Genomic DNA, 13465 nt, shown 5'->3' with positions numbered 1-13465 from the left:
GTCATGCCTTCTGTTGAATGTGTTGCACGATCTTCGCCGGCACGCCGCCGATCGAACCCGCGCCCATCGTGATCACCACGTCGCCGTTCCGGGCGACTCCCGCCAGGGCGTCCGGCACGTCGTCGACCGACGCGACGAACACCGGGTCGACCCTCCCCACCGCACGCAGCGCACGCGACAGCGCGTCGCCGTTGGCCGTCGTGATCGCCGCTTCGCCGGCGGCATAGACTTCCGTCAGCACCAGCGCGTCGACCGTCGACAGCACGTTGACGAAGTCGTCGAAACAGTCGCGCGTGCGCGTGTAGCGGTGCGGCTGGAACGCCAGCACGAGGCGGCGGCCCGGAAACGCGCCGCGCGCGGCCGCGACCGTCGCGGCCATCTCGACCGGGTGGTGGCCGTAGTCGTCGATCAGCGTGTACTGGCCGCCGTCCGCGCTCGGCACCTCGCCGTAGCGCTGGAAGCGCCGGCCGACGCCGTTGAATTCCGCCAGCGCCTGCTGGATCGCGTCGTCCGACACGCCGAGATCGGTCGCGATCGCGATCGCCGCGAGCGCGTTCTGTACGTTGTGCAGGCCCGGCAGGTTCAGCACCACCGCGAGCGGCGCACGACCTTCGCGGATCACCGTGAAGTGCATGCGGCCGTCGCGCGCGTCGATGTCTTCGGCGCGCACCTGCGCATCCGGCGACAGGCCGTAGCGCACGACCGGCTTCGAGATGAACGGGATGATCTGCCGCACGTTCGGATCGTCGACGCACACGACCGCGCTGCCGTAGAACGGCAGGCGCTGCGTGAATTCGATGAACGCCTGCTTGAGCCGCGCGAAATCGTGGCCGTAGGTGTCCATGTGGTCGGCGTCGATGTTCGTGATGACTTCGATCACCGGATACAGGTTCAGGAACGACGCGTCCGACTCGTCGGCCTCGGCGACGATGAAGTCGCCCGTGCCGAGCCGCGCGTTCGCGCCGGCGCTGATCAGCCGGCCGCCGATCACGAAGGTCGGATCGAGGCCGCCCGCCGCGAGCACGCTCGCGACGAGGCTCGTCGTCGTGGTCTTGCCGTGCGTGCCGGCAATCGCGATCCCCTGCTTCAGGCGCATCAGCTCCGCGAGCATCACCGCGCGCTGCACGATCGGCACGCCCTGGTGCCGTGCGGCCAGGACTTCGGGATTGTCCGAGCGCACGGCCGTCGACACGACGACCGCGTTCGCGCCCGCGATGTTCGCCGCGTCGTGGCCGATCGCGATCCGCGCGCCGAGCGCCTCAAGACGATCGGTCACCGCGTTGCGCGACAGGTCCGAGCCGCTGACCTCGTAGCCGAGGTTGACGAGCACTTCGGCGATGCCGCTCATGCCCGCGCCGCCGATCCCGACGAAATGAATCTGTTTGACGATGTGTTTCATTTGATTTCTTCCAGGTTCGCGCCGGCCACCGTCGCGCAGATGCGCGCGACTTCGTCGGTGGCCTCGGGCTTGGCCAGCGAGCGCGAACGCTCCGCCATGTCCGCGAGCGATGCACGCGACTGGCTGCGCAGCCAGTCGGCGAGCAACTCCGCCGACAGGTCGCGTTGTTGCACCAGCACCGCCGCGCCCGCATCGGCGAGGAACGCGGCGTTGGTCGTCTGGTGATCGTCGACCGCGTACGGGAACGGCACGAACAGCGCCGCCACGCCCACCGCCGCGATCTCCGACACCGTCATCGCGCCGGACCGGCAGATCACGAGATCCGCCGCCGCGTACGCACTTGCCATGTCGTCGATGAACGGCACGAGCCGCACGGCGTCGCCGCCCGCGAAACCGGCCGCTTCGTAATTCGCCTTCAGCGCGTCGATGTGCTTCGCGCCGGCCTGGTGCACGACGCGCGGGCGCTCGCCCGGCGCCAGCAGCGCCAGCGCGCGCGGCACGACTTCGTTCAGTGCGGCCGCACCCAGGCTGCCGCCGACCACCAGCAGGTTCAGCGGGCCGCTGCGCGATGCATAGCGTGCTTGGGGCGTTTCCGTGCGCGCAAGTTCCGCGCGAATCGGGTTGCCGGTCCATTCCGCGTGCGGCAGTGCGCCGGGGAACGCGACGAGCACGCGCTTCGCGAATTTCGCGAGCACCTTGTTCGCGAGGCCGGCAATCGAATTCTGCTCGTGCAGCACGAGCGGACGGCCCGACAGCGCGGCCATCACACCCGCCGGGAACGTGATGTAGCCGCCCATCCCGAGCACGACGTCGGGCCGCACGCGGCGCAATGCGCCGAGGCTCTGCCAGCACGCGCGCAGCAGATTGAACGGCAGCGTCAGCTTGGTCTTCAGGCCCTTGCCGCGCAGCCCGCCGAAGCGCACGTATTCCATCGGAATGCCGTGTTTCGGCACGAGCGTCGCTTCCATTCCGGCCGGATTGCCGAGCCATACGACGCGCCACCCCGCCGCTTCCATCCGGTGCGCGACAGCGAGCCCCGGGAACACGTGGCCCCCGGTGCCGCCTGCCATCACCATCAGCGTGCGTCGCGACGCGGTCATACCTTTCCTCCGCGCATGAGCAAGAATGAATCAATGTTTTGGCTACGGCCGCTACGCTTAACTTCGCACGCTGCGCGCACGAAGTTAGCCTTCGCCGAAATCGCGTACTGACACGGGGAGGTCATACCTTCCCTCCCCGCATCAATACGCGATTTTCATAATCGACCCGCAGCAGCACCGCGAGCGCGACGCAATTCAGCAGAATGCCCGAACCGCCGTAGCTCACGAGCGGCAGTGTCAGGCCCTTGGTCGGCAGCAGGCCGAGGTTCACGCCCATGTTGATGAACGTCTGCGCACCGAACCAGATGCCGATGCCCTTCGCCGTCAGGCCCGCGAACGTGCGGTCGAGCGCGAGCGCCTGGCGGCCGATCTCGAACGCGCGGCGCACGATCCAGTAGAACAGCAGGATCACGACCAGCACGCCGACGAAGCCGAGCTCCTCGCCGATCACCGCGAGGATGAAGTCGGTATGCGCTTCGGGCAGGTAGTTCAGCTTCTCGACGCTGCCGCCGAGGCCCACGCCCAACCACTCGCCGCGGCCGAACGCGATCAGCGAGTGCGTGAGCTGGTATGCCTTGCCCTGCGCGTAGCGTTCGTCCCACGGATCGAGATACGCGAAGATCCGCTCGCGACGCCACGGCGACAGCCACACGAGCATCGTGAACGTGCCGACCGCCGTCGCGACGAGGCCGCCGAACAGCTTGCCGTTCACGCCGCCGAGGAACAGCACGCCCATCGCGATCGCGGCGACCACCATGAACGCGCCCATGTCCGGCTCGAGCAGCAGCAGCGCGCCGACGAGACCGACCGCGAACGCCATCGGCAGGAAGCCCTTCGCGAAGCTCTGCATGTATTCCTGCTTGCGCACCGTGTAGTTCGCCGCGTAGATCGTCACCGCGAGCTTCATGATTTCCGACGGCTGCATGTTCGTGATGCCGAGCGGAATCCAGCGGCGCGCGCCGTTCACGCCCTTGCCGACGTGCGGAATCAGCACGATCACGAGCCCGACGAGCGCGATCAGGAAGAGATGCGGCGCGTACTTGTCCCACGTCGACACCGGGACGCGGAACGCGATCACCGCCGCGATGAACGCGACACCAAGCGACACGCAGTGACGCATCAGGAACGCGTAATCGTGATACGCCGCGTATTTCGGCGAATCGGGCATCGCGATCGACGCCGAATAGACCATCACGACGCCGAGCCCGAGCAACGCGATCGCGACCCACAGCAGCGAGTAGTCGAAATCGAGCATCCGCGAGCGGCTCGGCCGCACGCCGTTGACGACGCTGGCGAGGCCGCCCGTCGCGGCGCGCGTGGCCGACGCGACGCGGCCGCCCGCGGCATTGCCGCCGGTGCCGCGCCGGTCGTTGAAACGGGAGACGAGGCGATCGGACCAGCTCATGTCGTCGCTCCTTTGTCGATGGCGATTTCGTCCACGGCCGCGCGGAACACGTCAGCGCGGTGGGCGTAGTTCCTGAACATGTCGAGGCTCGCGCAAGCGGGCGACAGCAGCACCGCGTCGCCCGGCTCCGCGAGCTCGGCCGCCGCATGCACCGCCGCCTCGAGCGTCGCGTGGTCGGCAAGCGGCACGCCCGTCTCGGCGAGCGTGTCGCGGATCGCCGGCGCATCGCGGCCGATCAGCATCACCGCGCGGCACCACCGCGCGACGGGCGCGACGAGCGGCGCGAAATCCTGCCCCTTGCCGTCACCGCCCGCGATCAGCACGATCTTCTGCGCGAGTCCGTCGAGCGCGGCCACCGTCGCGCCGACGTTGGTTCCCTTGCTGTCGTCGACGTAGTCCACGTCGTCGATCGTCGCGATCACTTCGACGCGATGCGCTTCGCCGCGGTATTCGCGCAGCGCGTGCAGCAGCGGCGCGGCCGGCAGGTCGATCGCACGCGCGAGCGCGAACGCGGCCAGCGCGTTCGCCGCGTTGTGCAGCCCGCGGATGCGCAGCGCGTCGGCCGGCATCAGGCGCTTTTGTGCAATGTCGGGCGTATGCGCGCCGTCGCGCTTGCGCCGGCGGCTCGTCGTCTCGTCCGGCGCGTCGCGGTCGACCGCCTCGACCAGCCACGCGATGCCGTTGTCGCGCGACAGGCCGTAGTCGCCCTGCTGCGCCGGTTCGTTCAGGCCGAACGTGACCGTGCGCGCCGCATCGGCCGCGCCGGCGGCCGGCGCGAACTTCATCACGGCCGCATCGTCGCGATTGAGCACGCGGGTGGTCGTCGCGCCGAAGATCCGGCCCTTCGCCGCCGCATACGCGTCGAAGCTGCCATGCCAGTCGAGGTGATCCTGCGTGATGTTGAGAATCGCGGCCGCGTCGGGCGCGAACGTGCGCGCCGTCTCGAGCTGGAAGCTCGACAGTTCGAGCACCCAGACGTCGGGCAGCGCCGTCTCGTCGATCGCGCGCGCGAGCCGGTCGAGCATCGCCGGGCTGATGTTGCCGGCGACCGCGACCTTCTTGCCCGAACGCTGGCACAGCAGGCCCGTGAGGTTCGTCGTCGTGGTCTTGCCGTTGGTGCCGGTGATCGCGAGCACCTTCGGCTGGTAGCCGCTCGTGCCGAGCGCGCGCAGCGCCTGCGCGAAGAATTCGAGCTCGCCCCACACCGCGATCGCGCGCTCGTTCGCGGCCGCGATCAGCGCGGCGAGTGCCGGTTCGAGCGGCGACAGGCCAGGGCTCAGGCCGACGATCTCGACACCGCCGTCGAGCAGCGCGGGCGTGAACGGCCCGCCGACGAACTCGGCATCGATGCCTTCGGCCTGCAGCGCGGCAAGGTTAGGCGGCGCCTCGCGGGTATCGGCAATACGCAGCCGGCACCCGTGCCTCGCGCACCATCGCGCGATCGCGAGGCCCGATTCCCCGAGCCCCAGTACGAGCACCATCGGCCGCTGCCGATCTCCAAACATCTCGCCAGACATCCTTTTACCTTTCCTTTACCGCAACTTGAGGGTGGACAGACCGAACAGGCACAGCATCAGCGTGATGATCCAGAAACGCACCACCACCTGCGTTTCCTTCCAGCCGGACAATTCGAAATGGTGATGCAGCGGCGCCATCTTCAGCAGGCGCCGCCCTTCGCCGTAACGCTTCTTCGTGTACTTGAACCACGACACCTGCAGCATCACCGACAAGGTTTCCGCGACGAAGATGCCACCCATGATGAACAGCACGATTTCCTGGCGCACGATCACCGCGACCGTGCCGAGCGCGCCGCCGAGCGCCAGCGCGCCGACGTCGCCCATGAACACCTGCGCGGGGTGCGTGTTGTACCAGAGGAACGCGAGCCCTGCCCCCCCCATCGCCGAACAGAAGATCAGCAGTTCGCCCGCGCCCGGAATGTGCGGGAACAACAGGTATTTCGAATAGACCGAACTCCCCATCACATACGCGAACACGCCGAGCGACCCACCGACCAGCACGACCGGCATGATCACGAGGCCGTCGAGGCCGTCAGTGAGGTTCACCGCGTTGCTCGCGCCGACGATCACGAAGTAGGTCAGCACGATGAAGCCCCACACGCCCAGCGGGTAGCTGATCGATTTCAAGAACGGCAGCATCAGGTCGGCACGCGCGGGCAGCCCCATCGACAGGCCGCTGCGCACCCACGCCATGAACAGGTCGAACACGCGCACGTTGTTCGCCTCGGACACGCTGAATGCCAGGTAGACCGCCGCGAACAGCCCGATCACCGATTGCCAGAAATACTTTTCGCGCGACGACATCCCGCGCGGATCCTTGTAGACGACCTTGCGATAGTCATCGACCCAGCCGATCACGCCGAAACCGAACGTGACGAGCATCACGATCCAGATGAAACGGTTGGTCAGGTCGCCCCACAGCAGCGTCGCGACCGCGATGCCAATCAGGATCAGCACGCCGCCCATCGTCGGCGTGCCGGACTTCACGAGGTGGCTCTGCGGGCCGTCCTTGCGCACGGCCTGCCCCACCTTCATTTGCGTCAGCTTGCGGATCACCCACGGTCCGCACACGAGCCCGATCCCGAGCGCGGTGATGGTAGCCATCACCGCACGGAACGTCAGGTACGTGAACAAGCGCAAAAAGCTTGCGTCGCCCTGCAGCCATTGCGCCAGCGCCAGCAGCATGCTTCCTTCCTTCTACTCAGTGTGCGGCGGGCACCGTGCCCGCCGCGGATTGGTTCGTCAGCGCGTCGACCACGCGCTCCATCTTCATGTACCGCGAGCCCTTCACGAGCACCGTGGCCTGCGCGCCGTAGCCCGCCGCGAGCAGCGCAGTCAACAGCGCGCCGACGTCGCCGAAATGGCGGGCCGTGTCGCCGTACGCCGTGCACGCATCGCGCGACGCGTCGCCGAGCGCGAACAGCGCATCGATGCCGCGCTCGCGCGCATACGCGCCGATCTCGCGGTGGAATGCCGGGCCTTCGTCGCCGACCTCGCCCATGTCGCCGATCACCAACACGCGCGGCGCCGGTTGCGCGGCCAGCACGTCGATCGCCGCGCGCATCGAGTCGGGGTTCGCGTTGTAGGTGTCATCGACGACCGTCGCGCCCGCGAGGCTGCCGACGTCCGCCTGGCGGACCTGCAGACGCCCCTTGACCGGCTCGAACGATTCGAGGCCCTGCTTGATCGCGGCCAGTTCGATACCGGCCGCGAGCGCAGCAGCAGCAGCAGCCAATGCGTTGCGTGCGTTGTGCTCGCCGAGCGCGCGCAGCCGCACCGTTACCGCGCCCGACGGCGTGTCGATCGCAAGCTCGCCGCCGTGCAGACGGCCCGTGACCTGCGCTTCGACCTGCCGTTCGCCATCGTGCAGCGCGAAATCGAGGATCGGGTTGCCGGTCGCCGCGACGCGCCAGATGCTCGCGTACGCATCGTCGGCCGGGAACACCGCGACGCCGTCCGGCGTCAGCGCGTGGATCACGGCCGCGTGCTCGAGCGCAACGGCTTCGACGGTGGCCATGAATTCCTGGTGCTCGCGCTGCGCGTTGTTGACGAGCGCGACGGTCGGTGCCGCGAGGCGCGCGAGGATTTCCGTCTCGCCCGGATGGTTCATCCCGAGTTCGATCACCGCGACGCGATGCGCGCCGGACAGGCGCAGCAGCGTCAGCGGCACGCCGATGTCGTTGTTCAGGTTGCCGGCCGTCGCCAGTCGCGCGTCGGCGCCGACTGCCGCCGCGAAGATCGACGCGATCATTTCCTTGACGGTCGTCTTGCCGTTACTGCCCGTCACCGCGACGAGCGGCACCGCGAAGCGCTTGCGCCAGCCGTGCGCGAGCGCGCCGAGCGCGGCACGCGTTTCACCGCCCTCGACGACCGGCATCGCGAGACCCGCCGGCACGTGCGCGACGAGCGCCGCGGCTGCGCCACGCGCGGCCACGTCGCCGAGGAAGTCGTGCGCGTCGAAGCGGTCGCCCTTCAGCGCGACGAACAAGTCGCCCGGGCCGACCGTGCGGCTGTCCGTCGACACGCGCTCGAACGTCGTGTCCGGATCGCCGTGGACGGTGGCGCCAGGAATCAGGCGGGCGGCTTCGCCGAGACTGAGCATCGTCATTCAGCGCCTCCCTTGACGTGCGTCGCGCGTGCCGCGAGCGCGAGCCGTGCGTGATCCTGATCGGAGAACGCGCGCTTCTTGCCCATGATTTCCTGCGTCGCCTCGTGACCCTTGCCGGCCAGCACGACGACATCCTCGCGGGCGGCGCCACGCACGGCCTGCAGGATCGCGCTTGCGCGATCCTCGATGCGGCGCGCGTGATCGGGCGCCGTCATGCCCGCGATGACCTGGTCGATGATTCGCTGCGGATCTTCGCTGCGCGGGTTGTCGCTCGTGACGACGACTTCATCGGCGAGCCGCTCGGCGATCACGCCCATCAGCGGGCGCTTCGTCGCATCGCGATCGCCGCCGCAGCCGAACATGCACACGAGCCGACCGCCGCGTGCGGCCGCGATCGGGCGCAACGCGTCGAGCGTCTTCTCGAGCGCATCGGGCGTATGCGCATAGTCGATCACGACCAGCGGTTCGTCGTTCTGCAGCCGGCCGCCCAGGCGCTGCATGCGGCCATTGACGGACTCGAGCCGTGCGATCTCCGCGACCGCCGCGTCGAACGGCACGTCGGCCGCGAGCAGCGAGCCGAGCACCGCGAGCAGATTGCTGACGTTGAACGCGCCGAGCGTACCGACCTCGACGTCAGCGTCGCCCCACGACGAACGCAGGTGGAATGCCGTGCCCGTGGCGGTGGCGCGCACGTCGAGCGCGACCAGCTCGCGATCGGCGTCGGGCGCCTGCGCGTCGCCGATTCCGTATGCGATCGTGCGCACGCGGCCGGCCAGCTTCTCGAGCAGGCGGCGGCCGGCTGCGTCGTCGCGATTGACGACCGCCGCGCGCAGGCCGCGCCACGCGAACAGCTTCGCCTTCGCGGCTTCGTACGCGTCGAACGTGCCGTGATAGTCGAGGTGATCCTGGGTGAGGTTCGTGAACACGGCGATGTCGAATGCCGTGCCGTTCACGCGGCCCTGATGCAACGCGTGCGACGACACTTCCATCGCGACGGCCTTCGCGCCCGCGTCGTGCAACTGCGCGAGGCTGCGCTGCAGCTGCGGCGCGTCCGGCGTCGTGAAGCCGGTCGGCACCAGATGCCCGTGCATGCCGCTGCCGAGCGTGCCGATCACCGCGCACGGCTGGTGCAGCGCCGTCAGCGCGGCGGCGATCCATTGCGTGCACGACGTCTTGCCGTTGGTGCCGGTCACGCCGATTGCGAGCATGCTGTCGCTCGGGTCGCCGTACCAGCCGCTGGCGATCTCGCCGGCCAGTTGGTCGAGCGCCGGCACCGCGAGTGCGACGGGCACGGCCGGTGCGGCCGCGAGGCCTTCCGGCTGATACAGCACGGCGGCCGCGCCACGCGCGACGGCATCGGCAATGAAGGCGCGATTGTCTGCCCCGTCGACCGCATAGCCGAGAAACACGTCGCCGGCCCGCAGGCTGCGCGTGTCGGCATGCAGTTGCGCCGCGGGGGCCACATGCTGGCGCAGCCACGCAAGCGCGGCTGCGATCTGCTGATGCGCCGGATGGGAACTGCGAGCGGCGCTCATCGAACAACTCCTGGTGAATTACGTGTCGTGCTGGATACGATCATATGCTTCGCACCGCTGCCCGCGGCGAGCTTTTGCGGACCCGGCTTGGCGGGCGCGCCCGGTGCGTCGTCGGACACGACCAGCTGCTTGATCGGCATGTTCGGCGGCACGTTCAGCGCGCGCATCGTATCGCCGGCGATCGCCGAGAATACGGGGCCGGACACCTGGCCGCCGAAGTGGCTGCCGGCGGTCGGTTCGTCGACCGACACTGCAACGACGATGCGCGGATTCGGCATCGGCGCCATCCCGACGAACGACGCGCGGTACTTGCGCGTGTAGCCGTGGCCTTCATGCTTGTACGCGGTACCGCTCTTGCCGCCGACGCGATAGCCCGGCACGGCGGCGTCCGGCGACGTGCCGCCCGGCGCGACGACCGTCTCGAGCATCGCGCGTACTTCGCGGGCGGTGGTCGGGTTGAACACCCGCGTGCCGGCGATCGGCTGATTGGGGTCGGTCTTGAAAATGGTCACGGGCATCAGCTCGCCGTCGTGCGCGATCGCCGTGTACGCGCGTGCGAGCTGGAACAGCGACACCGACAGGCCATAGCCGTACGACATCGTGGCCTGCTCGATGCGGCGCCAGCTCTTCCACGGACGCAGGCGGCCGGCTACCGCGCCCGGGAACCCGACCTTCGGCGCCTGGCCGAGGCCGATGCTCGTATACATATTCCACATTTCCTCGGGCCGCATCGTCATCGCGATCTTCGTCGCGCCGATGTTGCTCGACTTCTGGATCACGCCGCCGACCGTCAGCGTGCCGAAGCCCGCGTCGTCGGTGATCGGCGCGCCGTCGAGCACGAAATGCCCGTTGCCCGTCTCGACGAGCGTGTTCGGCGTCACGCGGTGCAGGTCGAGCGCGAGCGATACCGTGAACGGCTTCATGATCGAGCCCGGCTCGAACACGTCGGTCATGATCCGGTTGCGCAACTGCTCGCCCGTCATCCGCGAGCGGTCGTTCGGGTTGTAGGTCGGATAGTTGACCAGCGCGAGCACCTCGCCGGTGCGCACGTCGACGACCATCGCCGCGCCGGCCTTCGCCTTGAACTTCTCGACGGCGGCCTTCAGGTTCGCATAGGCGATGTACTGGATCTTGCTGTCGATCGACAGGCCGACGTCCGTCCCGTTGTGCGGGGGAACCTGTTCGGCGACGTCCTCGACGATGTGCCCCAGCCGGTCCTTGATCACGCGACGCACGCCGGACGTGCCGGACAGCAGCTTCTGGTCGCCGAGCTCGACGCCTTCCTGACCTTCGTCCTCGACGTTCGTGAAGCCGATCAGGTGCGCGGTGATCTCGCCTTCCGGATAAAAGCGCTTGTACTCGTTGCGTTGATAGATACCGGGGATATCGAGCGCGGCGACCTTGTCCGCGACGTCGATCGGCACCTGGCGCTTCACGTAGACGAAACCCTTGTCTTCCGACAGCTTCACGCGCAGTTCCTTCGGCGTCATGCCGAGGAGCTTGCCGAGCTGGTTGATCTTGTCCGCGCCGAGATCGTCCGGCACGGCGTCGGGAATCGCCCAGATCGCGCGCACGGGCAGACTCGTCGCGAGCACGAGCCCGTTACGGTCGAGGATCTTGCCGCGCGTGGCGGGCAGCTCGAGCGTGCGCTGATAGCGGCTCTCGCCCTGCTTCTGATAGAACGCGTTGCCGGGCCCCTGGATCCAGAACGCCCGCGCGGCGAGCGCGACGAACGCCATGAACAGCATGAACACGACGAGTTTCGAGCGCCACATCGGCAGGTGCACGCCGAGCACCGGGCTCGACGAGAATTTCACGTCCTGGCGCTTTTGCGACGGCTTCATCGCGCGCCTCCGTGGCCCTTGGCGGCCGCGTCGGCCGACGCGGGAATCGGCGCGTCGATCGCCTTCACGGCGCCCGGCGGCAGCGTCAGGTATTGGGTGCGGCCCGTCGTGATCGGCTGCATCTTCAGCGAATCGTTCGCGAGTTGCTCGATGCGCGACGTCTTCGACAGCGCGCTCTGCTGATATTGAAGCTGCGCATAGTCCTGCTGGAGCTGACGCTCCTGCGACTGCGCGCGCTGCAGCTGGATGAAGATCTGGCGCTGCTGGTTCGTCGAGTTGACGACCGACAGCGCGCAACCCATCACGATGATCAGCAGGAAGATATTGAAGCGGCTCATGGCGTGACGCGCTCCGCGATGCGCATCACGGCCGACCGGGCGCGCGGATTCGCGACGACTTCCGCTTCGCTCGGGAATTGACGGCTGATTATCTTGAGCGGCGGGCTCGGGAGGTCGACGGCACGGATCGGCAGGCGACGATCGACCGCGGGCGCACTCGCGTGCGCCTGCATGAATCGCTTGACGATCCGGTCCTCGAGTGAATGAAAGCTGATGACCACCAGCCGCCCCCCTTGCTCCAGCAACGACAATGCCGCGTCTAGTACGACTTGCAGGTCCGCAAGCTCTTGATTGACGTGAATCCGTATAGCCTGAAAGGTGCGGGTTGCCGGATCCTTGCCCTTCTCACGGGTTTTGACGACGTGACCCACGATTTGGGCAAGCTCGCCCGTGGTGTCGAGAGGCCCAAGACGGTCGGACTCTGCCCGGCGAGCAACAAGCGCCTTTGCAATCTGAAAAGCAAACCGTTCTTCCCCATAATCCCGTATCACCTCCGTCAATTCCTGCACCGAAGCCCGCGCGAGCCATTCGGCCGCCGACTCCCCACGCGTCGGATCCATTCGCATGTCCAGCGGACCATCGGCGCGAAAGCTGAAACCGCGCGCCGGATCGTCCACCTGCGGCGAGGACACGCCCAGGTCCAGCAACACACCCGACACCTTCTCGATACCGCGCGCCGCAAGCGCGTCGCGCATCGATGCAAAGCTGTCATGCACGATCGAGAAGCGCGCATCCTCGATGCGCTGCGCCGTCTCGATCGCCCTCGGATCCTTGTCGAACGCGATCAGCCGGCCGCCCTCCGCCAGCCGCGCGAGTACCGCGCGACTGTGGCCGCCGCGCCCGAACGTGCCGTCGACATAAATGCCGTCCGGCCGCGTCACGAGCGACTCGACTGCTTCGTCCAACAGCACGGTCCGATGCTGCAATTCATTTCCCATCGCGGGCGTCTCCGTCACCGCAATCAGAACGTAAAGTTCTTGAGCGCATCGGGCATGCCCTGCGCCATCGCTGCCTGCTCCTTCGCGATGTAGGTCTGCGAATCCCACAGCTCGAAGTGACTACCCATTCCCAACAACATGACTTCCTTTTCCAGTCCGGCTGCCATCCGCAGCTCGGGCGATACGAGAATCCGGCCCGCGCTGTCGAGATCGACATCCATCGCATTGCCGAGAAAAATCCGCCGCCACCAATGGGCGTCCATCGGCAGCGCGGCGATCTTGGCGCGGAATACTTCCCATTCGGGGCGCGGAAACAGCAACAGGCAGCCGTCCGGGTGCTTGGTCACAGTCACCCGTCCTTCTGCCTGTCCTTGCAGCGCTTCGCGATAGCGAGACGGCACCGACATCCGCCCTTTCGCATCGAGCGTCAGCGCCGACGCCCCTTGGAACACTTTCCGCTCTCCCGTTCAGGGCACCGAAGCACCCGCCCAACGCTCAAGAATTTAGCCCGAACAGCCCGCCAAATCACACAAAAATACACTTTCTCACACTGTCTCCCACTTTAGAGGAAGGGTTTGGCACGGTCAAGGGAGCGGCCCGCTTTTTTGACGAATTTTGTTAGTTAGAACAAGGACTTACGCGCACATGCTCATGCCACCCCTCATACCAAAAACCGTTATAAATGAATGGGCTAGGGAAGCTTGTGAAGGTGATACGTGAGAAAGGCGGGCCAGACTGGCGTGCGGACGGGACTTTCGGGGGCGGGAAAACGCGGAAAAAA

11 protein-coding genes are annotated in these 13465 nt (G+C 67.4%); all 11 read right to left on the bottom strand.

What is annotated here, in order from left to right; genetic code table 11:
* Position 1: 1 nt before the first annotated feature.
* Positions 2-1399 carry a UDP-N-acetylmuramate--L-alanine ligase gene (gene murC / locus BAMB_RS02380; protein ID WP_011655893.1) on the bottom strand — a complete coding sequence of 466 codons (1398 nt, stop codon included), beginning with the start codon at positions 1397-1399 and terminating at the stop codon, positions 2-4.
* Positions 1396-2499: an undecaprenyldiphospho-muramoylpentapeptide beta-N-acetylglucosaminyltransferase gene (gene murG, locus BAMB_RS02375; protein ID WP_011655892.1), complete on the bottom strand. Its 1104-nt coding sequence runs from the start codon at positions 2497-2499 to the stop codon at positions 1396-1398. The genes murC and murG overlap by 4 nt, the downstream gene beginning before the upstream one ends.
* 121 nt (positions 2500-2620) lie before the next feature.
* Positions 2621-3904, bottom strand: a complete 1284-nt coding sequence (gene ftsW / locus BAMB_RS02370; protein WP_006756816.1) for a putative lipid II flippase FtsW — start codon at positions 3902-3904, stop codon at positions 2621-2623.
* The gene (murD, locus tag BAMB_RS02365) at positions 3901-5409 is read right to left on the bottom strand and encodes a UDP-N-acetylmuramoyl-L-alanine--D-glutamate ligase (RefSeq protein WP_011655891.1); all 1509 of its coding nucleotides are present in this window, start codon (positions 5407-5409) and stop codon (positions 3901-3903) included. Before murD ends, ftsW begins: the two co-directional genes overlap by 4 nt.
* A 27-nt stretch (positions 5410-5436) precedes the next feature.
* Positions 5437-6606, bottom strand: a complete 1170-nt coding sequence (gene mraY, locus BAMB_RS02360; RefSeq protein WP_006752439.1) for a phospho-N-acetylmuramoyl-pentapeptide-transferase — start codon at positions 6604-6606, stop codon at positions 5437-5439.
* Between the two features lie 16 nt (positions 6607-6622).
* Positions 6623-8029: a UDP-N-acetylmuramoyl-tripeptide--D-alanyl-D-alanine ligase gene (locus tag BAMB_RS02355; protein ID WP_011655890.1), complete on the bottom strand. Its 1407-nt coding sequence runs from the start codon at positions 8027-8029 to the stop codon at positions 6623-6625.
* Positions 8026-9564, bottom strand: a complete 1539-nt coding sequence (locus tag BAMB_RS02350; RefSeq protein WP_011655889.1) for a UDP-N-acetylmuramoyl-L-alanyl-D-glutamate--2,6-diaminopimelate ligase — start codon at positions 9562-9564, stop codon at positions 8026-8028. The genes BAMB_RS02355 and BAMB_RS02350 overlap by 4 nt, the downstream gene beginning before the upstream one ends.
* Positions 9561-11408, bottom strand: a complete 1848-nt coding sequence (locus BAMB_RS02345) for a peptidoglycan D,D-transpeptidase FtsI family protein (protein WP_011655888.1) — start codon at positions 11406-11408, stop codon at positions 9561-9563. Before BAMB_RS02345 ends, BAMB_RS02350 begins: the two co-directional genes overlap by 4 nt.
* The gene (gene ftsL / locus BAMB_RS02340) at positions 11405-11746 is read right to left on the bottom strand and encodes a cell division protein FtsL (protein ID WP_011655887.1); all 342 of its coding nucleotides are present in this window, start codon (positions 11744-11746) and stop codon (positions 11405-11407) included. Before ftsL ends, BAMB_RS02345 begins: the two co-directional genes overlap by 4 nt.
* Positions 11743-12684: a 16S rRNA (cytosine(1402)-N(4))-methyltransferase RsmH gene (gene rsmH / locus BAMB_RS02335; protein WP_011655886.1), complete on the bottom strand. Its 942-nt coding sequence runs from the start codon at positions 12682-12684 to the stop codon at positions 11743-11745. Before rsmH ends, ftsL begins: the two co-directional genes overlap by 4 nt.
* Positions 12685-12707: 23 nt before the next feature.
* On the bottom strand, positions 12708-13136 hold the full coding sequence (gene mraZ / locus BAMB_RS02330) for a division/cell wall cluster transcriptional repressor MraZ (protein ID WP_006752433.1): 429 nt from the start codon (positions 13134-13136) through the stop codon (positions 12708-12710).
* Positions 13137-13465 lie beyond the last annotated feature (329 nt).

Origin of the sequence: Burkholderia ambifaria AMMD (assembly GCF_000203915.1) — a bacterium.
GTDB lineage: Bacteria > Pseudomonadota > Gammaproteobacteria > Burkholderiales > Burkholderiaceae > Burkholderia > Burkholderia ambifaria.
Note: the sequence above shows the minus strand (reverse complement) of the source record. Positions and strands in the feature narration are given on the sequence as shown.

Coding starts and splice junctions, on each gene's coding strand:
- murC (WP_011655893.1), bottom strand. CDS start 1,399: ATGAAACACATCGTCAAACAGATTCATTTCGTCGGGATCGGCGGCGCG.
- murG (WP_011655892.1), bottom strand. CDS start 2,499: ATGACCGCGTCGCGACGCACGCTGATGGTGATGGCAGGCGGCACCGGG.
- ftsW (WP_006756816.1), bottom strand. CDS start 3,904: ATGAGCTGGTCCGATCGCCTCGTCTCCCGTTTCAACGACCGGCGCGGC.
- murD (WP_011655891.1), bottom strand. CDS start 5,409: ATGTTTGGAGATCGGCAGCGGCCGATGGTGCTCGTACTGGGGCTCGGG.
- mraY (WP_006752439.1), bottom strand. CDS start 6,606: ATGCTGCTGGCGCTGGCGCAATGGCTGCAGGGCGACGCAAGCTTTTTG.
- BAMB_RS02355 (WP_011655890.1), bottom strand. CDS start 8,029: ATGACGATGCTCAGTCTCGGCGAAGCCGCCCGCCTGATTCCTGGCGCC.
- BAMB_RS02350 (WP_011655889.1), bottom strand. CDS start 9,564: ATGAGCGCCGCTCGCAGTTCCCATCCGGCGCATCAGCAGATCGCAGCC.
- BAMB_RS02345 (WP_011655888.1), bottom strand. CDS start 11,408: ATGAAGCCGTCGCAAAAGCGCCAGGACGTGAAATTCTCGTCGAGCCCG.
- ftsL (WP_011655887.1), bottom strand. CDS start 11,746: ATGAGCCGCTTCAATATCTTCCTGCTGATCATCGTGATGGGTTGCGCG.
- rsmH (WP_011655886.1), bottom strand. CDS start 12,684: ATGGGAAATGAATTGCAGCATCGGACCGTGCTGTTGGACGAAGCAGTC.